Raw genomic sequence first — 18,329 nt, 5'->3', positions numbered from 1 at the left:
CCATGGGGGCTTTGGTCGCGTATGGCGATTTACGGAAATTATTGTATACAAAAATATGTATCATTGTGTTCTATTTGTTGTGTGGGGTTTTGCCGAAGGTGAAACCCAGAAGGCTTTCCAACAACAAAAGAAGGACAGCATCCATGAGCGCTCTAACCTTGAACGTCGCCGTCAACCTGGCGGGGCAAGCCCTTGTCGCGGGTCGTGAAATCAACGCAGCACCCTTGACCGTCGCGGTCCTCGACAGCGGCGGGCACCTGATTGCCCTGCAGCGCGAAGACGGCGCCAGCCTGCTCCGTCCGCAGATCGCCATCGGCAAGGCCTGGGGCGCCATTGCCCTGGGCAAAGGCTCACGCCTGCTGGCCCAGGACGCCCAACAGCGCCCCGCCTTCATCGCTGCATTGAACAGCCTGGGGCAGGGCAGCATCGTGCCGGTTCCGGGTGGGGTATTGATCAAGGATCAGGCAGGGCAGGTATTGGGTGCGGTTGGGATCAGCGGCGATCTATCGGATGTCGATGAGCAGGTGGCTGTCAGGGCTGTGGAGGCAATGGGGTTGTGGGCGGATGCGGGGGTGATTGCTTGATTCTGTATTGACTGACCTATCGCTATCGCGAGCAGGCTCGCTCCCACAGCTTTCGATGGGTGGATACAAAATGTGTGAACACCGCAAATCCCCTGTGGGAGCGAGCCTGCTCGCGATGACAATTTTGCAGACACATCCTGCTATGGTCTGGCCCCACACTCAGGTATTTGAAGGTCTAGCCTTGTCCGGAGTTCGATAACAAAGGGGCATGGAATGCCTGATCTACCTGCTTCGCGCCGACTACGCATTGGCCGCTGTACTGAGTCCAGCCGGATCTACCTATTAACCACCAACACCTCCGACCGAATGCCGATCTTCAGCGATTTTGGTCTGGGGAGATTGGTTGTCGAGCAGTTTCGGAAAGCTGAGGATCTGGGCCTCGCCAACTCATTGGCATGGGTCGTCATGCCGGATCACTTCCATTGGTTGATCGAATTACGCAAGGGGTCGTTAGGTGGCTTGATGCAACGAACAAAATCATTGAGTACCAAGTCAGTGAACCTGCGTCTTGATCGTAAACTCTGCCTTTGGCAGCCAGGTTTTCATGACCGGGCACTGCGGCGGGAAGATGACTTGGTCAAGCTCGCGCGGTATGTCGTGGCCAACCCTTTGCGGGCCGGATTGGTCAAGCGGTTTGGCGATTATCCACTGTGGGATGCGATCTGGGTCTGATTTGGAATTGAGTCGCCTCCATCGCGAGCAGGCTCGCTCCCACAAGGAAAGCAGTCATACAGCCAGACCCTGTGGGAGCGAGCCTGCTCGCGATAAAGGCGACTCGATGCTAAGCCTGGCGATCCAACTCACACCCCTTCAACACCAACCGGATAATCGTCTGCGCCGCCGCTTCATAATCGGCTTCATCCAGCTTCGTCTTGCCGGTGATGGCAGTGATCTGCCAGTCGAAGTCGGCATAGGTCTGGGTGGCGGCCCAGATGCTGAACATCAGGTGGTTGGGGTCGATGGGGGCGATCTGGCCGCGGTCGATCCAGGTCTGGATACAGTCGATGTTGTGCCGGGCCTGGGCATTGAGCTGTTCCACCAGGTCGGGGCTCAGGTGGGGGGCGCCGTGCATGATCTCGCTGGCGAAGACTTTCGAGGCGAAGGGCAGGTCGCGGGAAATGCGGATCTTGGAGCGGATGTAATGGCTCAGCACTTCGCCGGGCACACCGTCGGCGTTGAACGGGGTCGAGGCCTGGAGGATCGGCTCGATGATGCTTTCCAATACCTCGCGGTAGAGGTTTTCCTTGGATTTGAAATAGTAGTAGACGTTGGGTTTGGGCAGGCCCGCCTTGGCCGCGATGTCGCTGGTCTTGGTCGCCGCGAAGCCCTTGTCGGCAAATTCCTCGCTGGCGGCACGCAGGATGAGTTCTTTGTTGCGCTCGCGGATAGTGCTCATAAACCCAGGGGTTCCTTGCCTGTTCTGGCGGTGGCGCATGGTAGCACCGGCCTCGCGCGACGCTCAAGAATGCCCCGTGGCACGGCGGCTCGCGGTATGCTGCGCGGCATTATCATTCAAGGAGCCCCTCCATGGCTGGAAGCAGTTTGCTGGTATTGATCGACGACATCGCCACCGTGCTCGACGATGTTGCGCTGATGACCAAGATGGCCGCGAAGAAAACCGCCGGCGTGCTTGGCGACGATCTGGCGCTCAATGCCCAGCAAGTGGCCGGCGTGCGGGCCGAGCGAGAGCTGCCGGTGGTTTGGGCCGTGGCGAAGGGCTCATTCATCAACAAGCTGATCCTGGTGCCGTCGGCCCTGGCTATCAGTGCCTTCGTGCCGTGGCTGGTGACGCCGCTGTTGATGGTGGGTGGCGCCTACCTGTGTTTCGAGGGGTTCGAAAAACTCGCCCACAAGTTCCTCCACAGCCCGGCCGAGGACCAGGCCGAGCACACGCAGTTGGTCGAGGCCGTGGCCGATCCGGCGGTGGACCTGGTGGCGTTTGAGAAGGACAAGATCAAGGGCGCGGTGCGTACTGATTTCATTCTGTCGGCGGAGATCATCGCCATCACCCTCGGCACCGTCGCCGATGCACCACTGACCCAGCAGGTGATTGTGCTGTCGGGCATTGCTGTTGTCATGACCGTCGGCGTCTACGGCTTGGTGGCCGGGATCGTCAAGCTCGATGACCTGGGGCTGTGGCTGACGCAGAAGCCGGGGCAGGTTGCCAGAAGCATCGGTGACGCCATCCTGCGCGCCGCGCCGTACATGATGAAAAGCCTGTCGGTGATCGGCACGGCGGCGATGTTCCTGGTGGGCGGCGGTATCCTCACCCATGGCGTGCCGGTGGTGCACCACTGGATCGAAGCCGCGGCGGCGAGTGCCGGCGGGGCCGGGTTCATCGTGCCGATGTTGCTCAATGCGGTGGCGGGGATCGTCGCGGGGGCGGTGGTGCTGGCGGGGGTGATGGTGGTGGGCAAGACCTGGAAAGCGCTGAAAGGCTGAACCTGACAACCCGGAACCACTGTGGGAGCGAGCCTGCTCGCGATAGCGCTCTGTCAGGCAACATAAATGTTGAATGTCAGGCCCTCATCGCGAGCAGGCTCGCTCCCACAGGGGATCTCACTTGGCCGACTGTTACTCGGCAATCTGCAACTTGCGCGATTCCGTGTACACGTAGCGCACCTTTTCATACTCGAACGGCGAGTTCAGTTGGCCATAGCGGAAGGTGGTCTGGTAGCGCTTGTCCACGCCGCGCAGGAGCAGCAGTTCCGGGTGGTTGGCGCTGACTTCCGAGACGTTCAGGAAGTTGATCGCTGACTCGGCGGTGTAGTCCACCAGCAACCCCGAAGTATCCCGCAGGTTGGAAGGGCCGAAGATCGGCAGTACGAAGTAGGCGCCGGCGGGCACGCCGTAGAAGCCCAGGGTCTGGCCGAAATCTTCGCTCTGGCGCGGCAGGCCCATGGAGGTGGCGGGATCCCACAGGCCGGCAACGCCGATCGTGGTGTTGAGCAACAGCCGCGCCGTGGTCTCCATCGAACGCTTGCCCTTGAATTGCAGCAGGCTGTTCATCAGGTTCGGCACGTCCCCCAGGTTATTGAAGAAGTTGCTGACCCCGGTGCGCACGAAACTCGGGGTGACGTAGCGGTAGCCATCGACCACGGGGAGGAATACCCATTGGTCGAAACGGTAGTTGAAGTGATAGACGCGACGGTTCCAGGACTCGAGCGGGTCATAGACGTTCAGCGCGTTGAGGGTCGAGCGCTCGAATTCGCGCTGGTCCAGGCCCGGATTGAACTTGAGTTTGCTCAGCGGTTCCTTGAAGCCGTCGGCATCCACCGTGGGCTTGTCATCGGCGTGAACCACGCCCGCACCCATTAACGCAGCGATAAGCAGGAGGTATTTAGCCACGGAAGAACTCCAGCATGGCGTCGCTGTTGACGCGGTAATTGAGGTTGCCGCAGTGGCCGCCCAGTGGATACACCGTCAGGCGGTCGCCAAAGGTCTTGCGCAGGAAGCCCAGGTCGCCGGGGCCGAGGATGACGTCGTCGGCGTTGTGCATCACGGCGATCTTCGAGCTTTCATGCAGATAATCCTTCAGGGCATAGAGGCTGACCTGGTCGACCAGTTGCAGCAGGCTGCCGCCGTCGGTCCGCGCGCGCCACATCGGGATCACTTGTTCGGTGAGGTAGCAGTCGAAATCGCATTGCAGCGCACGCTTGAGAAACGGCGTCAGGCTGGTGCTTTCGGTGATCGGGAACTTGGGCGGGGTAATCAGGCCGCGACGGTTGATCAGGTCCGAAGTGAAGGCGATATCGGCCGCCGAGAAACGGAACGACGTGCCGATCAGCATCGCCATCTGTTCGTTGCTCAAGTGTTGCTTGGACTGCTGGAAGTCATAAAGGAGGGCATCGTTGAGGTCGATGTAGCCTTTTTGCTGGAAGTAGCGGGTCAGTTTGTTCAGCACCACTTCATAGAAAGTCGTGGTGCTGTTGATGCCCTTGACCTTGGTCTGGACCAGTTTGTCCAGGTTGGTGACCGAGGTATAGAGGTTCACCGGCGGGTTCAGCAACAGCACTTTCTTGAAGTTGAAGCTGCGCCGGGTTTCGTCCAGGTGCGCGACGAAGGCTGCGTCCAGCGCGCCTAGGCTGTAGCCGGTGAGGTAGTACTCGGTCACCGGCACCTTGGGGTGCTGCGCACGCACGGCTTGCATGACCCGGTACATGTCTTCGGCATCTTCCTTGGTGATGCCCGGGGTGGCGAAGCGCGAAGCGGAGCTCATGAAGTCGAAACTGGTGGGCGACGACAACTGCACCACGTGATAGCCGGCCTTATAGTAGAGGCGCTTGAGGTATTCGTTGAGCGTGCTGTCGTACCGGGCGCCGGTACCGGCGATCAGGAAGATCAGCGGGGCCGATTTGTCCTGGGTGGCCATGCGGTAGGTGAGGCTTTTCACCGGCCAGAAGTTGTCCGGCAGGATGAACTCGCGCTCCGGGCGCAGGGTGACGCTGTAGTCCGCCTGGTTGATGTCCTCGATCAAGGGCAGATCGGGGCGCAGGTCAGGCGGAGTGGTCGCAATGGTCGCCTCGAACGGGTTGGTCAAGGGGTAGCCATAACTGGCGGCGTCGATGTCCACCGCCAGTGCGGACGCACTCAGGATAAGGCCGCCGATGAGGGCAGCGAAGCGCAAGGAACGGAGCATGACTGGATCCCTTAGAGGATGGTGCCGAATGAGGTTCGCAGGCTATGACCACTGAAGCGAAACCAAGTGCCATGATCGGCACGAAACAGGTTTGAGTCGGGGGTCGGCAGCAACGGGACGATACACGGTGTGGGTGGTTGGTGGCTAGTTGCCTACACTTGTCGTGGATGGCGTTCTGATGTCGCTCCTCGCTGTTTCGATGTCGCTAACAGATCAGGTTCCAGATCGTCGCAGGTTGATGATCGTTGCATCAGTACTCCACTGATGTTCGAACTGGCTTGGCAGGCGAGCGTGATGGGGGCGCTGAGCACCATAACAACACGTTGACGTCGCTCGGCATTCGTCGGGCGCAGCACTTTCGGGGAAGTACACGATGAAGATGCGACGACTCATGGGCGCAGGTGCCGCACTGGTACTGGCGATCAGCTCCACACTGGCCAGCGCCGAAACCAAAACCCTGAGCATCGGCTACGTTGACGGCTGGTCCGACAGCGTCGCGACGACTCACGTAGCGGCGGAAGTCATCCAGCAGAAGCTCGGCTATGACGTGAAACTGCAAGCGGTGGCGACCGGGATCATGTGGCAGGGCGTGGCCACCGGCAAGCTCGATGCCATGCTCTCGGCCTGGTTGCCGGTGACTCACGGCGATTACTGGGCGAAGAACAAGGATCAGGTGGTCGATTACGGCCCCAACTTCAAAGATGCGAAGATTGGCCTGATCGTGCCCGAGTACGTCAAGGCTCAGTCCGTGGCTGATCTGAAGACCGATGAAAGCTTCAAGAACCGCATTGTTGGCATTGACGCCGGTTCGGGCGTGATGCTCAAGACCGAACAGGCGATCAAGGACTACGACCTGACCGGCTATCAACTCAAGGCCAGTTCCGGCGCCGGCATGATTGCCGAGCTGACCCGTGCCGAGAAAAAGAACGAATCCATTGCCGTCACCGGTTGGGTTCCGCACTGGATGTTCGCCAAGTGGAAACTGCGCTTCCTGGAAGACCCGAAAGGCGTCTATGGCGCAGCTGAAACCGTGAACAGCATCGGCAGCAAGGAACTGGCGACCAAGGCGCCGGAAGTGGCTGAATTCCTGAAGAAATTCCAATGGTCGTCGAAAGACGAAATCGGCGAAGTCATGCTGGCTATCCAGGAAGGCGCCAAACCTGAAGCCGCTGCCAAGGACTGGGTCGCCAAGCACCCGGACCGCGTGAAGGAGTGGACTGGCAAGTAATCTGCCTGATCTAACAATCCCCAGAAACCGCATGGCGTCGTGTCATGCGGTTTTTTTTGCGATACGCAATGCTCGAATCCTGCACACATACCTGTGGGAGCAAGGCTTGCCCGCGATGCAGGCGCCTCGGTTGATCTTGATGTCGGAGCGATACCGTCGCGGGCAAGCCTTGCTCCCACAGAGGCTCGCTCCTGGCTATCCAGGAAGGGGCCAAGCCTGAAGTACAGAGGCTCGCTCCCACAGGGTGCGGTGGCGATAGTTTTTGCTGAAAATTGGCAAAACCGTCATGTCGTTCTAATACTAAGGTCGTCTGGAACCTCGCCTTGAGCCGCATAGAGTAGAGTCGTTCCATCTTAAATTGTGCTGCGAGGATAAAAACAATGAACGACAGCATTTACCTCTCGATTCAAAACAGCCCGCGCTTCAAGGAGCTGGTGAGAAAAAGAGAAAGGTTCGCCTGGATTCTTTCGGCGATCATGCTAGGGCTGTACTCCGGATTCATTCTTCTGATCGCCTACGGGCCGCACGTTCTCGGGGCCAAGATCACGCCCGAGTCGACGATCACCTGGGGTATTCCCATCGGTGTCGGCCTGATTGTCTCGGCGTTCGTCCTGACCGCTATCTACGTGCGACGCGCCAACGGCGAGTTCGATGAGCTGAACAATGCGATTCTCAAGGAGGCTCAACAATGATCCGGCGTCTACTGGCTCTATTGAGCATCGCAGCGTTCGCCCCGGGTGCCTGGGCGGCTGAGGCCCTGACCGGGGCCGTGGAGAAACAGCCCCTCAACGTCTCCGCCATTATCATGTTCGTGGCGTTTGTCGGCTTGACCCTGTGCATCACCTACTGGGCGTCCAAGCGGAGCAAGTCGGCCAGCGACTACTATGCGGCGGGTGGGCGGATCACCGGTTTCCAGAACGGCCTGGCCATTGCCGGTGACTACATGTCGGCGGCGTCCTTCCTGGGGATCTCCGCGCTGGTGTTCGCTTCCGGCTACGACGGCCTGATCTACTCCATCGGCTTCCTGGTGGGCTGGCCGATCATTCTGTTCCTGATCGCCGAGCGCCTGCGTAACCTGGGTAAGTACACCTTTGCCGACGTGGCGTCCTATCGCCTGGGGCAAAAGCAGATCCGTACCTTGTCTGCCAGCGGTTCGCTGGTAGTGGTGGCGTTCTACCTGATCGCGCAGATGGTCGGCGCCGGCAAGCTGATCCAGCTGCTGTTCGGCCTGGACTACCACGTTGCGGTGGTGCTGGTGGGTATCCTGATGTGCCTTTATGTGCTGTTCGGCGGCATGCTGGCGACCACCTGGGTACAGATCATCAAGGCAGTGCTGTTGCTGTCCGGTGCTTCGTTCATGGCGCTGATGGTCATGAAGCACGTCAACTTCGACTTCAACATGCTGTTTGCCGAGGCGGTCAAGGTTCACCCTAAAGGCGAGGCGATCATGAGCCCTGGTGGTCTGGTGAAGGATCCGGTCTCGGCCTTCTCCCTGGGCCTGGCGCTGATGTTCGGTACCGCTGGCCTGCCACACATCCTGATGCGCTTCTTCACCGTGAGTGACGCCAAGGAAGCGCGCAAGAGCGTGCTGTACGCCACTGGTTTCATCGGTTACTTCTACATCCTGACCTTCATCATCGGCTTCGGCGCGATCCTGCTGGTCAGCACCAACCCGGCCTTCAAGGACGCGGCAGGTGCCTTGCTGGGCGGTAACAACATGGCGGCGGTGCACCTGGCCAACGCTGTAGGTGGCAGTGTGTTCCTGGGCTTCATCTCGGCCGTGGCGTTCGCCACCATCCTGGCGGTTGTGGCAGGCCTGACCCTGGCCGGTGCCTCGGCGGTGTCCCATGACCTGTATGCCAGTGTGATCAAGAAAGGCAAGGCCAACGAGAAGGATGAGATCCGTGTCTCGAAGATCACCACCATCGCCCTGGCGGTGCTGGCGATCGGCCTGGGCATCCTGTTCGAGAAGCAGAACATCGCGTTCATGGTGGGCCTGGCGTTCTCCATCGCGGCGAGCTGCAACTTCCCGGTGCTGCTGCTTTCGATGTACTGGAAGAAACTGACTACCCGCGGCGCCATGATTGGCGGCTGGCTGGGCCTGGTCAGCGCCGTGGGCCTGATGATCCTCGGCCCAACCATCTGGGTACAGATCATGGGGCACGAGAAGCCGATCTACCCGTATGAGTACCCTGCGCTGTTCTCGATGGCCATTGCCTTCGTCGGTATCTGGTTCTTCTCCATCACCGACAAGTCGGCTGAAGCCGAGAACGAGCGGGCGCTGTTCTTCCCGCAGTTCGTGCGTTCGCAGACTGGACTGGGGGCGAGTGGGGCGGTTAATCACTGAGGCGGTAAGTAGCAAGCGTAGCGTTTGAAGAAATACCCCGGTCGAGAGGCTGGGGTATTTTTTTGTGCCCGGAAGAAGGGGGAATCAGGTCTGGCGCCATCGCGAGCAGGCTCGCTCCCACAGCTGACCGCATTCCAATGTGGGAGCGAGCCTGCTCGCGATGGCGTCAAAATGGTCACTACAGGGGGGGCTCAAGCAAAACGGCCCCCGCTCTTGTATATAAGAAGCGGGGGCCGTTCAGTGAAGCTGGAGGTTGTTATGGCAAGGACTTACTTGCGATCTTCCAGCTTGGTGATGTCACGCGACTCGTAGCCGGTGTACAGCTGGCGCGGGCGGCCGATCTTGTACGGGCTGGAGAGCATTTCCTTCCAGTGGGAGATCCAGCCGACGGTCCGCGCCAGGGCGAAGATCACGGTGAACATGCTGGTTGGAATGCCGATCGCCTTTAGGATGATCCCCGAGTAGAAGTCGACGTTCGGGTACAGCGAGCGTTCGATGAAGTACGGATCGGTCAGGGCGATCTCTTCCAGGCGCATGGCCAGTTCGAGTTGCGGATCGTTCTTGATCCCCAGTTCCTTGAGCACTTCGTCGCAGGTCTGCTTCATGACGGTGGCGCGTGGGTCGCGGTTCTTGTAGACCCGGTGACCGAAGCCCATCAGCTTGAACGGATCGTTCTTGTCCTTGGCCTTGGCGATGAACTTGTCGATGTTCGAGACATCGCCGATTTCATCGAGCATGGTCAGTACCGCTTCGTTGGCACCGCCGTGGGCCGGGCCCCAGAGTGCCGCGATACCGGCGGCGATACAGGCGAACGGGTTGGCACCCGACGAACCGGCCAGACGCACGGTGGACGTGGAGGCGTTCTGCTCGTGGTCGGCATGGAGGATGAAGATCCGATCCATGGCTTTGGCGAGCACCGGGCTGATCGGTTTGATCTCGCACGGGGTGTTGAACATCATGTGCAGGAAGTTTTCCGCGTACGACAGGTCGTTGCGCGGGTACATCATGGGTTGACCCATGGAGTACTTGTAGACCATCGCCGCCAGGGTCGGCATCTTCGCCACCAGGCGGACCGCGGAGATTTCGCGATGCTGGGGGTTATTGATGTCCAGGGAGTCGTGGTAGAAGGCCGAGAGGGCGCCGACAACGCCGCACATGACGGCCATCGGGTGGGCATCGCGACGGAAGCCGTTGAAGAAGGACTTCAGCTGCTCGTGAACCATGGTGTGGTTTTTCACGGTGCTGACGAACTGGGCCTTTTGTTCTGCGGTCGGAAGCTCGCCGTTGAGCAGCAGGTAGCAGGTTTCCAGGTAGTCCGATTTTTCAGCCAGTTGCTCGATCGGGTAGCCGCGGTGCAGCAGGATGCCGTTGTCGCCGTCGATGTAGGTGATTTTCGACTCGCACGAAGCGGTCGACATGAACCCTGGGTCGAAGGTGAAGCGGCCCGTGGCCGTCAGGCCGCGAACGTCGATTACATCGGGACCAACGGTGCCGGTTAAAATGGGCAGCTCGACGGGGGCTGCGCCCTCGATGATCAACTGCGCTTTTTTGTCAGCCATGTGGCCTCCTATTAATGCTTGGAATCATCAGACAGACCCCCCACGCAGGGCCCGCACCACTATAGTGAGATAAATCCGAATGTCAATTTGCCTAAAGTCTTGCTCCAGAAGGCTTTAACCGGACTTTTTCCTCGAAATTACCTGCCGTTTACGCCTTTTGCCGCTGTTGTGCAATGCGCCATCAGTGGAAGGTGAACGCGTTGTCATTAGTAACCTAACTGTCTATACTCGGCAGCCGACCGCCAGGGGCTTTTGGGCCAGCTTCGCTGGGGGTCGTCACTCCCTGGGTGGTGAGTACCTGACCAGTGCGCGCCGCAACAACTTTGCCCTGATTCTTAGGGGCTCTTCAGTGTGAAAAAAGCCGTGAAAAGCCAACGACCTGTAAACCTAGACCTAAGGACCATCAAACTCCCAGTCACTGCTTACACGTCCATTCTTCACCGTATTTCCGGTGTCATCCTCTTTGTCAGCCTGGCCATCATGCTTTATGCATTGGACAAGTCGCTCGACTCGGAAGAAGGCTTCGGTCAGGTGAAGGCGTGTCTGACCAGTCCGCTAGCCAAGCTAGTGATTTGGGGCATCCTGTCCGCCTTGCTGTATCACCTGGTTGCCGGTGTGCGCCACTTGATCATGGATATGGGCATCGGTGAGACGCTGGAAGGCGGCAAGCTGGGCTCGAAAATCGTTATCGCCGTTTCCGTGGTGGTAATCGTTCTGGCAGGAGTCTGGATATGGTAACCAACGTCACGAACCTCTCGCGTTCGGGCCTCTATGACTGGATGGCGCAGCGTGTGTCTGCGGTCGTTCTCGCGGCTTATTTCATTTTCCTGATCGGATATGTCGTCGCCCACCCAGGCCTTGGCTATGCCCAATGGCATGAACTGTTCGCAAACAACTGGATGCGTATCTTCAGTCTGTTGGCCCTTGTCGCACTGGGCGCTCACGCCTGGGTCGGCATGTGGACCATCGCTACCGACTACCTGACGCCGATGGCGTTCGGCAAGTCGGCGACTGCCGTACGTTTCCTCTTCCAGGCAGTATGCGGCGTTGCGATGTTCGCTTACTTCGTCTGGGGCGTGCAGATTCTCTGGGGTATCTGATCCATGGCTAACATTCCAACGATTTCTTTCGACGCCATCATTGTTGGTGGCGGCGGTGCCGGCATGCGCGCAGCGCTGCAACTGGCCCAGGGCGGTCACAAGACTGCCGTGATCACCAAGGTCTTCCCGACCCGTTCGCACACTGTTTCCGCCCAGGGCGGCATCACCTGCGCCATCGCTTCGGCCGACCCGAACGACGACTGGCGCTGGCACATGTACGATACCGTCAAGGGTTCCGACTATATCGGTGACCAGGACGCTATCGAATACATGTGTCAGGAAGGTCCGGCTGCAGTGTTCGAGCTGGACCACATGGGCCTGCCGTTCTCCCGTACCGAAACCGGCCGTATCTACCAGCGTCCGTTCGGTGGCCAGTCCAAGGACTACGGCAAGGGCGGCCAGGCTGCACGCACCTGCGCGGCATCCGACCGTACCGGTCACGCGCTGCTGCACACCCTGTACCAGGGCAACCTGAAAGCCGGTACCACGTTCCTGAACGAGTACTACGCCGTAGACCTGGTGAAGAACCAGGACGGCGCCTTCGTCGGTGTGATCGCGATCTGCATCGAAACCGGCGAAACCACCTACATCCGCTCGAAAGCCACCGTACTGGCGACCGGCGGTGCAGGTCGTATCTATGCTTCCACTACCAACGCCCTGATCAACACCGGTGACGGCGTCGGCATGGCCCTGCGTGCTGGCGTGCCGGTACAAGACATCGAAATGTGGCAGTTCCACCCGACCGGCATCGCCGGCGCCGGTGTACTGGTTACCGAAGGTTGCCGCGGTGAAGGCGGTTACCTGATCAACAAGCACGGCGAGCGTTTCATGGAGCGTTATGCTCCGAACGCCAAGGACCTTGCCGGTCGTGACGTCGTAGCGCGTTCGATGGTCAAGGAAATCATCGCCGGTAACGGCTGTGGCCCGAATGGCGACCACGTGATGCTCAAACTCGACCACCTGGGCGAGGAAGTGCTGCACAGCCGTCTGCCAGGCATCTGCGAACTGTCGAAGACTTTCGCTCACGTCGACCCGGTCGTTGCGCCGGTTCCAGTGGTTCCAACCTGCCACTATATGATGGGCGGCGTTCCCACCAACATCCATGGCCAGGCAATCACCCAGAACGCCGAAGGCGTGGACGAAATCATCCCTGGCCTGTTCGCAGTGGGTGAAGTGGCGTGCGTATCGGTTCACGGTGCGAACCGTCTGGGCGGCAACTCGCTGCTCGACCTGGTGGTCTTCGGTCGTGCCGCTGGCCTGCACCTGGAGAAGGCGCTGAGCGATGGCATCGAATACGACGACGCTACCGAAGCTGACATCAATGCAGCCTTGTCGCGCCTGAACGCCCTGAACAACCGTACTGATGGCGAAGACGTGGCTACCCTGCGTCGCGAGCTGCAAAGCTGCATGCAGAACTACTTCGGTGTATTCCGTACCGGCGAATACATGCAGAAGGGTATTGCCCAGCTGGCAGAACTGCGTGAACGAATTGCCAATGTGAAGATCAACGATAAGTCACAGGCGTTCAACACCGCTCGTATCGAAGCGCTGGAACTGCAGAACCTGCTGGAAGTGGCCGAAGCTACCGCCATCGCCGCAGAAGTGCGTAAAGAGTCCCGTGGTGCCCACGCCCGCGAAGACTATGAAGACCGTGACGACGAAAACTGGCTGTGCCACACGCTGTACTTCCCGGGTGAAAAACGCGTCGCCAAGCGTGCCGTGAACTTCTCGCCGAAGACTGTTCCGACTTTCGAACCTAAAGTCCGGACTTATTAAGGGTGACCGCCATGTTGCAAGTCAGTGTTTATCGCTACAACCCTGATCAGGACGCTGCGCCGTTCATGCAGGATTTCCAGGTCGATACCGGTGGTAAAGACCTGATGGTGCTGGACGTGCTGGCCCTGATCAAAGAGCAGGACGAAGGTTTCTCCTATCGTCGTTCCTGCCGCGAGGGCGTTTGCGGCTCCGATGGCATGAACATCAACGGCAAGAACGGCCTGGCCTGCATCACGCCACTGTCGGCCGTTGTAAAGGGCAACAAGCTGATTGTTCGTCCGCTGCCAGGTTTGCCGGTTATTCGTGACCTGGTCGTCGATATGAGCATCTTCTACAAGCAATACGAGAAGGTGAAGCCATTCCTGCAGAACGACACGCCGGCTCCGGCCATCGAGCGTCTGCAGTCCCCGGAAGAGCGTGAGAAGCTCGACGGTCTGTACGAGTGCATCCTGTGCGCTTGCTGCTCGACCTCGTGCCCATCCTTCTGGTGGAACCCGGACAAGTTCCTGGGCCCGGCCGCCCTGCTGCAAGCGTACCGCTTCCTGGCAGACAGCCGTGACACCAAGACGTCCGAGCGTCTGGCCGCACTGGATGACCCGTTCAGCGTATTCCGCTGCCGCGGGATCATGAACTGCGTCAACGTCTGCCCGAAAGGCCTGAACCCGACTAAGGCCATCGGTCACGTACGTAACATGCTGCTGCAAAGCGGCGTGTGATTCAGCTGCTGTACCCGTAGAACCGCTGTACCCGTAGAGGCTAAGGCGCGGGCTTCAACCCGCGTCGTAGCATAACCAGAACAGCCGCTTACAAAGCGGCGGTTCTTATTTTGAAGAAATGAGACAAGCAGGGGCATCCGGGCTGGTACCCGGACTATCAGCGTGATCCTAAGTGGCTTGTTTTAGTCGCTGCACTCGGACTTCTGCAAGTTTGCTCGGTGTTTTCGCCGATGGTGTTCCCCTAATCGAGGGTGACCAAGCATGCAAGAAAGCGTGATGCAGCGCATGTGGAACAGTGCCCACCTCTCCGGTGGTAACGCTGCCTATGTGGAAGAGCTCTACGAGCTCTACCTGCACGACCCTAACGCTGTGCCAGAAGAATGGCGCACCTATTTTCAGAAGTTGCCAGCTGACGGTAACTCTGCCACCGATGTTTCGCACTCGACGATTCGCGATCATTTCGTGCTGCTGGCAAAGAACCAGCGCCGCGCTCAACCGGTCTCTGCCGGCAGCGTGAGCAGCGAACACGAGAAGAAGCAAGTTGAAGTACTGCGACTGATCCAGGCCTACAGGATGCGAGGCCACCAGGCAGCCCAGCTGGACCCGCTGGGGCTGTGGCAGCGTCCTGCACCTGCAGACCTGTCGATCACTCACTACGGCTTGACCAATGCCGATCTTGATACGACCTTCCGTGCCGGCGACCTGTTCATCGGCAAAGAGGAAGCGAGCCTACGTGAAATTCACGAAGCGTTGCAGCAGACATATTGCCGCACCATTGGCGCTGAGTTCACGCACATCACCGATTCCGAGCAACGCCAGTGGTTCCAGCAGCGTCTGGAAAGCGTTCGTGGCCGTCCGACGTACTCCGCCGACATCAAGAGCCACCTGCTCGAGCGCGTCACTGCCGGTGAAGGCCTGGAAAAGTACCTGGGCACCAAATACCCGGGCACCAAGCGTTTCGGCCTGGAAGGCGGCGAGAGCCTGATTCCGATGCTGGACGAGCTGATCCAGCGTTCCGGTTCGTACGGCACCAAGGAAGTGGTCATCGGCATGGCCCACCGTGGCCGTCTCAACGTGCTGGTCAATACCTTCGGCAAGAACCCGCGCGAGCTGTTCGACGAGTTCGAAGGCAAGAAGAAGGTCGAGCTGGGTTCCGGTGACGTTAAATACCACCAGGGCTTCTCGTCCAACGTGATGACCACCGGTGGCGAAGTCCACCTGGCCATGGCGTTCAACCCGTCCCACCTGGAAATCGTTTCCCCGGTGGTCGAAGGTTCGGTTCGCGCCCGTCAGGATCGTCGCAACGACCCGACCGGCGAGAAGGTACTGCCGATTTCCATCCACGGTGACGCGGCATTCGCCGGTCAGGGCGTGGTCATGGAAACCTTCCAGATGTCCCAGACCCGCGGTTTCAAGACCGGCGGTACGGTGCACATCGTCATCAACAACCAGGTTGGTTTCACCATCAGCAACCCGTTGGACTCGCGCTCCACCGAGTACGCGACCGACGTGGCGAAGATGATCCAGGCGCCGATCCTCCATGTGAATGGCGATGATCCGGAAGCCGTGCTGTTCGTGACCCAGCTGGCCATCGACTACCGCATGCAGTACAAGCGTGACGTGGTGATCGACCTGGTCTGCTACCGTCGTCGCGGCCACAACGAAGCCGACGAGCCAAGCGGCACCCAGCCTCTGATGTACCAGCAGATCGCCAAGCAGCGCACTACCCGTGAGCTGTATGCCGAGCGTCTGACCCAGAGCGGCGTGCTGAATGCCGAGCGCGTCCAGGAAAAAGTCGATGAATATCGCAACGCCCTGGACAATGGCCTGCACGTTGTAAAAAGCCTGGTCAAAGAGCCGAACAAAGAGCTGTTCGTGGACTGGCGTCCATACCTGGGCCACGCCTGGACCGCTCGTCACGACACGCGTTTCGACCTCAAGACCCTTCAGGAACTGTCCGCCAAGCTGCTGGAAATTCCGGAAGGTTTCGTGGTCCAGCGCCAGGTCGCGAAGATCTACGAAGACCGTCAGAAGATGCAAGCCGGCGGCCTGCCGATCAACTGGGGTTACGCCGAAACCATGGCGTACGCGACCCTGGCGTTCGAAGGTCACCCGATCCGCATCACCGGCCAGGACGTAGGTCGCGGCACTTTCTCGCACCGCCACGCGGCGCTGCACAACCAGAAAGACGCCAGCACCTACATCCCGCTGCAACACCTGTACAAAGGCCAGCCACGTTTCGACCTGTACGATTCGCTGCTGTCCGAGGAAGCCGTCCTGGCGTTCGAATATGGCTACTCCACCACCGAGCCGAATGCGCTGGTGATCTGGGAAGCCCAGTTCGGCGACTTCGCCAACGGTGCCCAGGTGGTGGTCGACCAGTTCATCACCAGCGGCGAGCACAAGTGGGGTCGTCTGTGCGGCCTGACCATGCTGTTGCCACACGGTTATGAAGGGCAGGGGCCGGAGCACTCCTCGGCACGTCTGGAGCGTTACCTGCAACTGTGCGCCGAGCACAACGTCCAGGTCTGCGTACCGACGACCCCGGCTCAGATCTACCACCTGCTGCGTCGTCAGGTCATCCGTCCGCTGCGCAAGCCGCTGATCGTGCTGACGCCGAAGTCGTTGCTGCGCCACAAGCTGGCGATCTCCACGCTCGAGGACCTGGCCGAAGGCTCGTTCCAGACCGTTATTTCCGAGATCGATACACTGGACGCGGCCAAGGTGACTCGCCTGATCCTGTGCAGCGGCAAGGTCTACTACGACCTGCTGGAAAAACGTCGTGCCGAAGGCCGCGAAGACATCGCCATCGTGCGTATCGAGCAGCTTTACCCGTTCCCGGAAGAAGACCTGATGGAGGCCATCGCGCCTTACACCAACCTCACCGACGTGGTGTGGTGTCAGGAAGAACCGATGAACCAGGGCGCGTGGTACAGCAGCCAGCATCACCTGCGTCGCAGCATCGGCAACCATAACAAGGCTCTGGGCCTGGAATACGCCGGTCGTGACGCTTCTGCTGCACCTGCTTGTGGTTACGCATCGATGCACGCCGAGCAGCAGGAACAACTGCTGCAAGATGCCTTCACCGTTTAATGCCTTCGCGCACCTGAAACCGAATTTAAGGAACCACAGATAATGGCTATCGAGATCAAAGCCCCCACTTTCCCGGAATCGGTTGCCGATGGCACCGTTGCCACCTGGCACAAAAAACCGGGCGAGGCCGTCAAGCGTGACGAACTGATCGTCGACATCGAGACCGACAAGGTCGTGCTGGAAGTCCTGGCGACCGCCGACGGCGTGCTGGGCGCGATCGTCAAGAACGAAGGCGACACTGTTCTGTCCGACGAAGTGCTGGGCTCGATCGTTGAAGGTGGTGCTGCCGCTGCTGCTCCGGCCGCTGCTGCTGCACCTGCCGCTGCCCAGGCCGCCGCTCCGGCTGCCGATGGCGAAGACGATCCAGTCGCTGCGCCGGCTGCCCGCAAGATCGCCGAAGAAAACGGCATCAACATCGCTTCCGTTGCCGGCACCGGCAAGGGTGGTCGTGTGACCAAGGAAGACGTGGTTGCCGCCGTGGCCGCCAAGAAAGCCGCTCCAGCCGCCGCACCTGCCAAGCCAGCCGCACCGGCCGCTTCGGCTCCGGTGTTCGCTGCCGGTGATCGCGTTGAAAAACGCGTTCCGATGACTCGCCTGCGTGCCAAGGTTGCCGAGCGTCTGGTCGAAGCCCAGTCGAACATGGCGATGCTGACCACCTTCAACGAAGTCGACATGACCGAAGTCATGGCCCTGCGTTCGAAGTACAAGGACCTGTTCGAGAAGTCCCACAATGGCGTACGCCTGGGCTTCATGTCGTTCTTCGTCAAGGCTGCCACCGAAGCGCTGAAACGCTTCCCGGCCGTCAACGCGTCGATCGACGGTTCCGACATCGTCTACCACGGCTATGCCGACATCGGTGTTGCGGTTTCCAGCGACCGTGGCCTGGTGGTTCCGGTCCTGCGTAACGCCGAACTGATGAGCCTGGCCGAAATCGAAGGCGGCATCGCCACCTTCGGCAAGAAGGCCCGTGACGGCAAGCTGTCCATCGAAGAGATGACCGGCGGTACGTTCACCATCACCAACGGTGGTACATTCGGTTCGATGATGTCGACGCCGATCGTCAACCCGCCACAAGCGGCGATCCTGGGCATGCACAACATTCTGCAGCGTCCGATGGCGATCAACGGTCAGGTTGTGATTCGCCCGATGATGTACCTGGCCCTGTCCTACGATCACCGCCTGATCGATGGTAAAGAAGCTGTGACGTTCCTGGTGACCATCAAGAACCTGCTGGAAGATCCGGCTCGTCTGCTGCTGGATATCTGATATCGCCGCGAGGGCCGGTCT

16 protein-coding genes are annotated in these 18,329 nt (G+C 59.6%); 12 read left to right on the top strand and 4 right to left on the bottom strand.

Translation table 11 applies throughout. The features are described 5' to 3' along the window. Nucleotides 1-143: 143 nt before the first annotated feature. Both PCOSP_RS21355 and PCOSP_RS21350 read left to right on the top strand, forming a co-directional pair. The gene (locus PCOSP_RS21355; RefSeq protein ID WP_464709479.1) at nucleotides 144-584 is read left to right on the top strand and encodes a GlcG/HbpS family heme-binding protein; all 441 of its coding nucleotides are present in this window, start codon (nucleotides 144-146) and stop codon (nucleotides 582-584) included. A gap of 213 nt (nucleotides 585-797) precedes the next feature. Then, the gene (locus PCOSP_RS21350) at nucleotides 798-1,256 is read left to right on the top strand and encodes an REP-associated tyrosine transposase (RefSeq protein ID WP_139649022.1); all 459 of its coding nucleotides are present in this window, start codon (nucleotides 798-800) and stop codon (nucleotides 1,254-1,256) included. Between the two features lie 109 nt (nucleotides 1,257-1,365). On the opposite strand, the gene PCOSP_RS21345 is transcribed toward PCOSP_RS21350, so the two are convergent. Beyond that, nucleotides 1,366-1,980: a TetR/AcrR family transcriptional regulator gene (locus PCOSP_RS21345; RefSeq protein WP_464709478.1), complete on the bottom strand. Its 615-nt coding sequence runs from the start codon at nucleotides 1,978-1,980 to the stop codon at nucleotides 1,366-1,368. Between the two features lie 131 nt (nucleotides 1,981-2,111). Here PCOSP_RS21345 and PCOSP_RS21340 point away from each other — a divergent pair, with 131 nt between their 5' ends. Further along, on the top strand, nucleotides 2,112-3,026 hold the full coding sequence (locus PCOSP_RS21340; protein ID WP_464709477.1) for a DUF808 domain-containing protein: 915 nt from the start codon (nucleotides 2,112-2,114) through the stop codon (nucleotides 3,024-3,026). Nucleotides 3,027-3,158: 132 nt separating this feature from the next. On the opposite strand, the gene PCOSP_RS21335 is transcribed toward PCOSP_RS21340, so the two are convergent. After that, a complete protein-coding gene (locus tag PCOSP_RS21335) occupies nucleotides 3,159-3,899 on the bottom strand; it encodes an MlaA family lipoprotein (RefSeq protein WP_217510119.1) in 741 nt (246 codons plus the stop codon). Between the two features lie 25 nt (nucleotides 3,900-3,924). Next, nucleotides 3,925-5,223: a serine/threonine protein kinase gene (locus PCOSP_RS21330; RefSeq protein WP_464709475.1), complete on the bottom strand. Its 1,299-nt coding sequence runs from the start codon at nucleotides 5,221-5,223 to the stop codon at nucleotides 3,925-3,927. A gap of 373 nt (nucleotides 5,224-5,596) precedes the next feature. Between PCOSP_RS21330 and PCOSP_RS21325 the strand changes: the two genes are divergently transcribed. The 3 genes from PCOSP_RS21325 to PCOSP_RS21315 all read left to right on the top strand — a co-directional run bounded on the left by PCOSP_RS21325 (nucleotide 5,597) and on the right by PCOSP_RS21315 (nucleotide 8,798). Continuing rightward, nucleotides 5,597-6,451 carry a glycine betaine ABC transporter substrate-binding protein gene (locus PCOSP_RS21325; protein WP_041024955.1) on the top strand — a complete coding sequence of 285 codons (855 nt, stop codon included), beginning with the start codon at nucleotides 5,597-5,599 and terminating at the stop codon, nucleotides 6,449-6,451. A 380-nt stretch (nucleotides 6,452-6,831) separates the two neighbouring features. Continuing rightward, nucleotides 6,832-7,143, top strand: coding sequence for a DUF485 domain-containing protein (locus PCOSP_RS21320; RefSeq protein ID WP_139649032.1), 312 nt, complete (start codon nucleotides 6,832-6,834; stop codon nucleotides 7,141-7,143). Next, the gene (locus PCOSP_RS21315) at nucleotides 7,140-8,798 is read left to right on the top strand and encodes a cation acetate symporter (RefSeq protein WP_139649033.1); all 1,659 of its coding nucleotides are present in this window, start codon (nucleotides 7,140-7,142) and stop codon (nucleotides 8,796-8,798) included. The genes PCOSP_RS21320 and PCOSP_RS21315 overlap by 4 nt, the downstream gene beginning before the upstream one ends. Before the next feature lie 269 nt (nucleotides 8,799-9,067). On the opposite strand, the gene gltA is transcribed toward PCOSP_RS21315, so the two are convergent. Next, nucleotides 9,068-10,357 (bottom strand): citrate synthase, encoded by a 1,290-nt coding sequence (gltA, locus tag PCOSP_RS21310; protein WP_041024952.1) that lies wholly within the window; start codon nucleotides 10,355-10,357, stop codon nucleotides 9,068-9,070. A gap of 351 nt (nucleotides 10,358-10,708) precedes the next feature. Here gltA and sdhC point away from each other — a divergent pair, with 351 nt between their 5' ends. The 6 genes from sdhC to odhB all read left to right on the top strand — a co-directional run bounded on the left by sdhC (nucleotide 10,709) and on the right by odhB (nucleotide 18,308). Beyond that, a complete protein-coding gene (gene sdhC, locus PCOSP_RS21305) occupies nucleotides 10,709-11,095 on the top strand; it encodes a succinate dehydrogenase, cytochrome b556 subunit (protein ID WP_172679607.1) in 387 nt (128 codons plus the stop codon). After that, nucleotides 11,089-11,457, top strand: a complete 369-nt coding sequence (gene sdhD, locus PCOSP_RS21300; RefSeq protein ID WP_090324185.1) for a succinate dehydrogenase, hydrophobic membrane anchor protein — start codon at nucleotides 11,089-11,091, stop codon at nucleotides 11,455-11,457. The genes sdhC and sdhD overlap by 7 nt, the downstream gene beginning before the upstream one ends. A 3-nt stretch (nucleotides 11,458-11,460) precedes the next feature. Further along, on the top strand, nucleotides 11,461-13,233 hold the full coding sequence (sdhA, locus tag PCOSP_RS21295; RefSeq protein ID WP_024780618.1) for a succinate dehydrogenase flavoprotein subunit: 1,773 nt from the start codon (nucleotides 11,461-11,463) through the stop codon (nucleotides 13,231-13,233). 11 nt (nucleotides 13,234-13,244) lie between these two features. Continuing rightward, nucleotides 13,245-13,949 carry a succinate dehydrogenase iron-sulfur subunit gene (locus PCOSP_RS21290; RefSeq protein ID WP_024780617.1) on the top strand — a complete coding sequence of 235 codons (705 nt, stop codon included), beginning with the start codon at nucleotides 13,245-13,247 and terminating at the stop codon, nucleotides 13,947-13,949. Between the two features lie 261 nt (nucleotides 13,950-14,210). Next, nucleotides 14,211-17,042 carry a 2-oxoglutarate dehydrogenase E1 component gene (locus PCOSP_RS21285; protein ID WP_041024949.1) on the top strand — a complete coding sequence of 944 codons (2,832 nt, stop codon included), beginning with the start codon at nucleotides 14,211-14,213 and terminating at the stop codon, nucleotides 17,040-17,042. A 42-nt stretch (nucleotides 17,043-17,084) separates the two neighbouring features. Then, complete coding sequence (gene odhB, locus PCOSP_RS21280) at nucleotides 17,085-18,308, top strand: 2-oxoglutarate dehydrogenase complex dihydrolipoyllysine-residue succinyltransferase (RefSeq protein ID WP_139649035.1); 1,224 nt, start codon at nucleotides 17,085-17,087, stop codon at nucleotides 18,306-18,308. Nucleotides 18,309-18,329: the final 21 nt, after the last annotated feature.

The sequence above is a fragment of the Pseudomonas sp. MAFF 730105 genome, from assembly GCF_055380705.1.
This window is presented reverse-complemented; position numbering and strand designations above follow the sequence as displayed.

Excerpts from the sequence above, each read along its gene's own strand:
- PCOSP_RS21355 (WP_464709479.1), top strand. The coding sequence starts at position 144 with ATGAGCGCTCTAACCTTGAACGTCGCCGTCAACCTGGCGGGGCAAGCC.
- PCOSP_RS21350 (WP_139649022.1), top strand. The coding sequence starts at position 798 with ATGCCTGATCTACCTGCTTCGCGCCGACTACGCATTGGCCGCTGTACT.
- PCOSP_RS21345 (WP_464709478.1), bottom strand. The coding sequence starts at position 1,980 with ATGAGCACTATCCGCGAGCGCAACAAAGAACTCATCCTGCGTGCCGCC.
- PCOSP_RS21340 (WP_464709477.1), top strand. The coding sequence starts at position 2,112 with ATGGCTGGAAGCAGTTTGCTGGTATTGATCGACGACATCGCCACCGTG.
- PCOSP_RS21335 (WP_217510119.1), bottom strand. The coding sequence starts at position 3,899 with ATGGGTGCGGGCGTGGTTCACGCCGATGACAAGCCCACGGTGGATGCC.
- PCOSP_RS21330 (WP_464709475.1), bottom strand. The coding sequence starts at position 5,223 with ATGCTCCGTTCCTTGCGCTTCGCTGCCCTCATCGGCGGCCTTATCCTG.
- PCOSP_RS21325 (WP_041024955.1), top strand. The coding sequence starts at position 5,597 with ATGAAGATGCGACGACTCATGGGCGCAGGTGCCGCACTGGTACTGGCG.
- PCOSP_RS21320 (WP_139649032.1), top strand. The coding sequence starts at position 6,832 with ATGAACGACAGCATTTACCTCTCGATTCAAAACAGCCCGCGCTTCAAG.
- PCOSP_RS21315 (WP_139649033.1), top strand. The coding sequence starts at position 7,140 with ATGATCCGGCGTCTACTGGCTCTATTGAGCATCGCAGCGTTCGCCCCG.
- gltA (WP_041024952.1), bottom strand. The coding sequence starts at position 10,357 with ATGGCTGACAAAAAAGCGCAGTTGATCATCGAGGGCGCAGCCCCCGTC.
- sdhD (WP_090324185.1), top strand. The coding sequence starts at position 11,089 with ATGGTAACCAACGTCACGAACCTCTCGCGTTCGGGCCTCTATGACTGG.
- sdhA (WP_024780618.1), top strand. The coding sequence starts at position 11,461 with ATGGCTAACATTCCAACGATTTCTTTCGACGCCATCATTGTTGGTGGC.
- PCOSP_RS21290 (WP_024780617.1), top strand. The coding sequence starts at position 13,245 with ATGTTGCAAGTCAGTGTTTATCGCTACAACCCTGATCAGGACGCTGCG.
- PCOSP_RS21285 (WP_041024949.1), top strand. The coding sequence starts at position 14,211 with ATGCAAGAAAGCGTGATGCAGCGCATGTGGAACAGTGCCCACCTCTCC.
- odhB (WP_139649035.1), top strand. The coding sequence starts at position 17,085 with ATGGCTATCGAGATCAAAGCCCCCACTTTCCCGGAATCGGTTGCCGAT.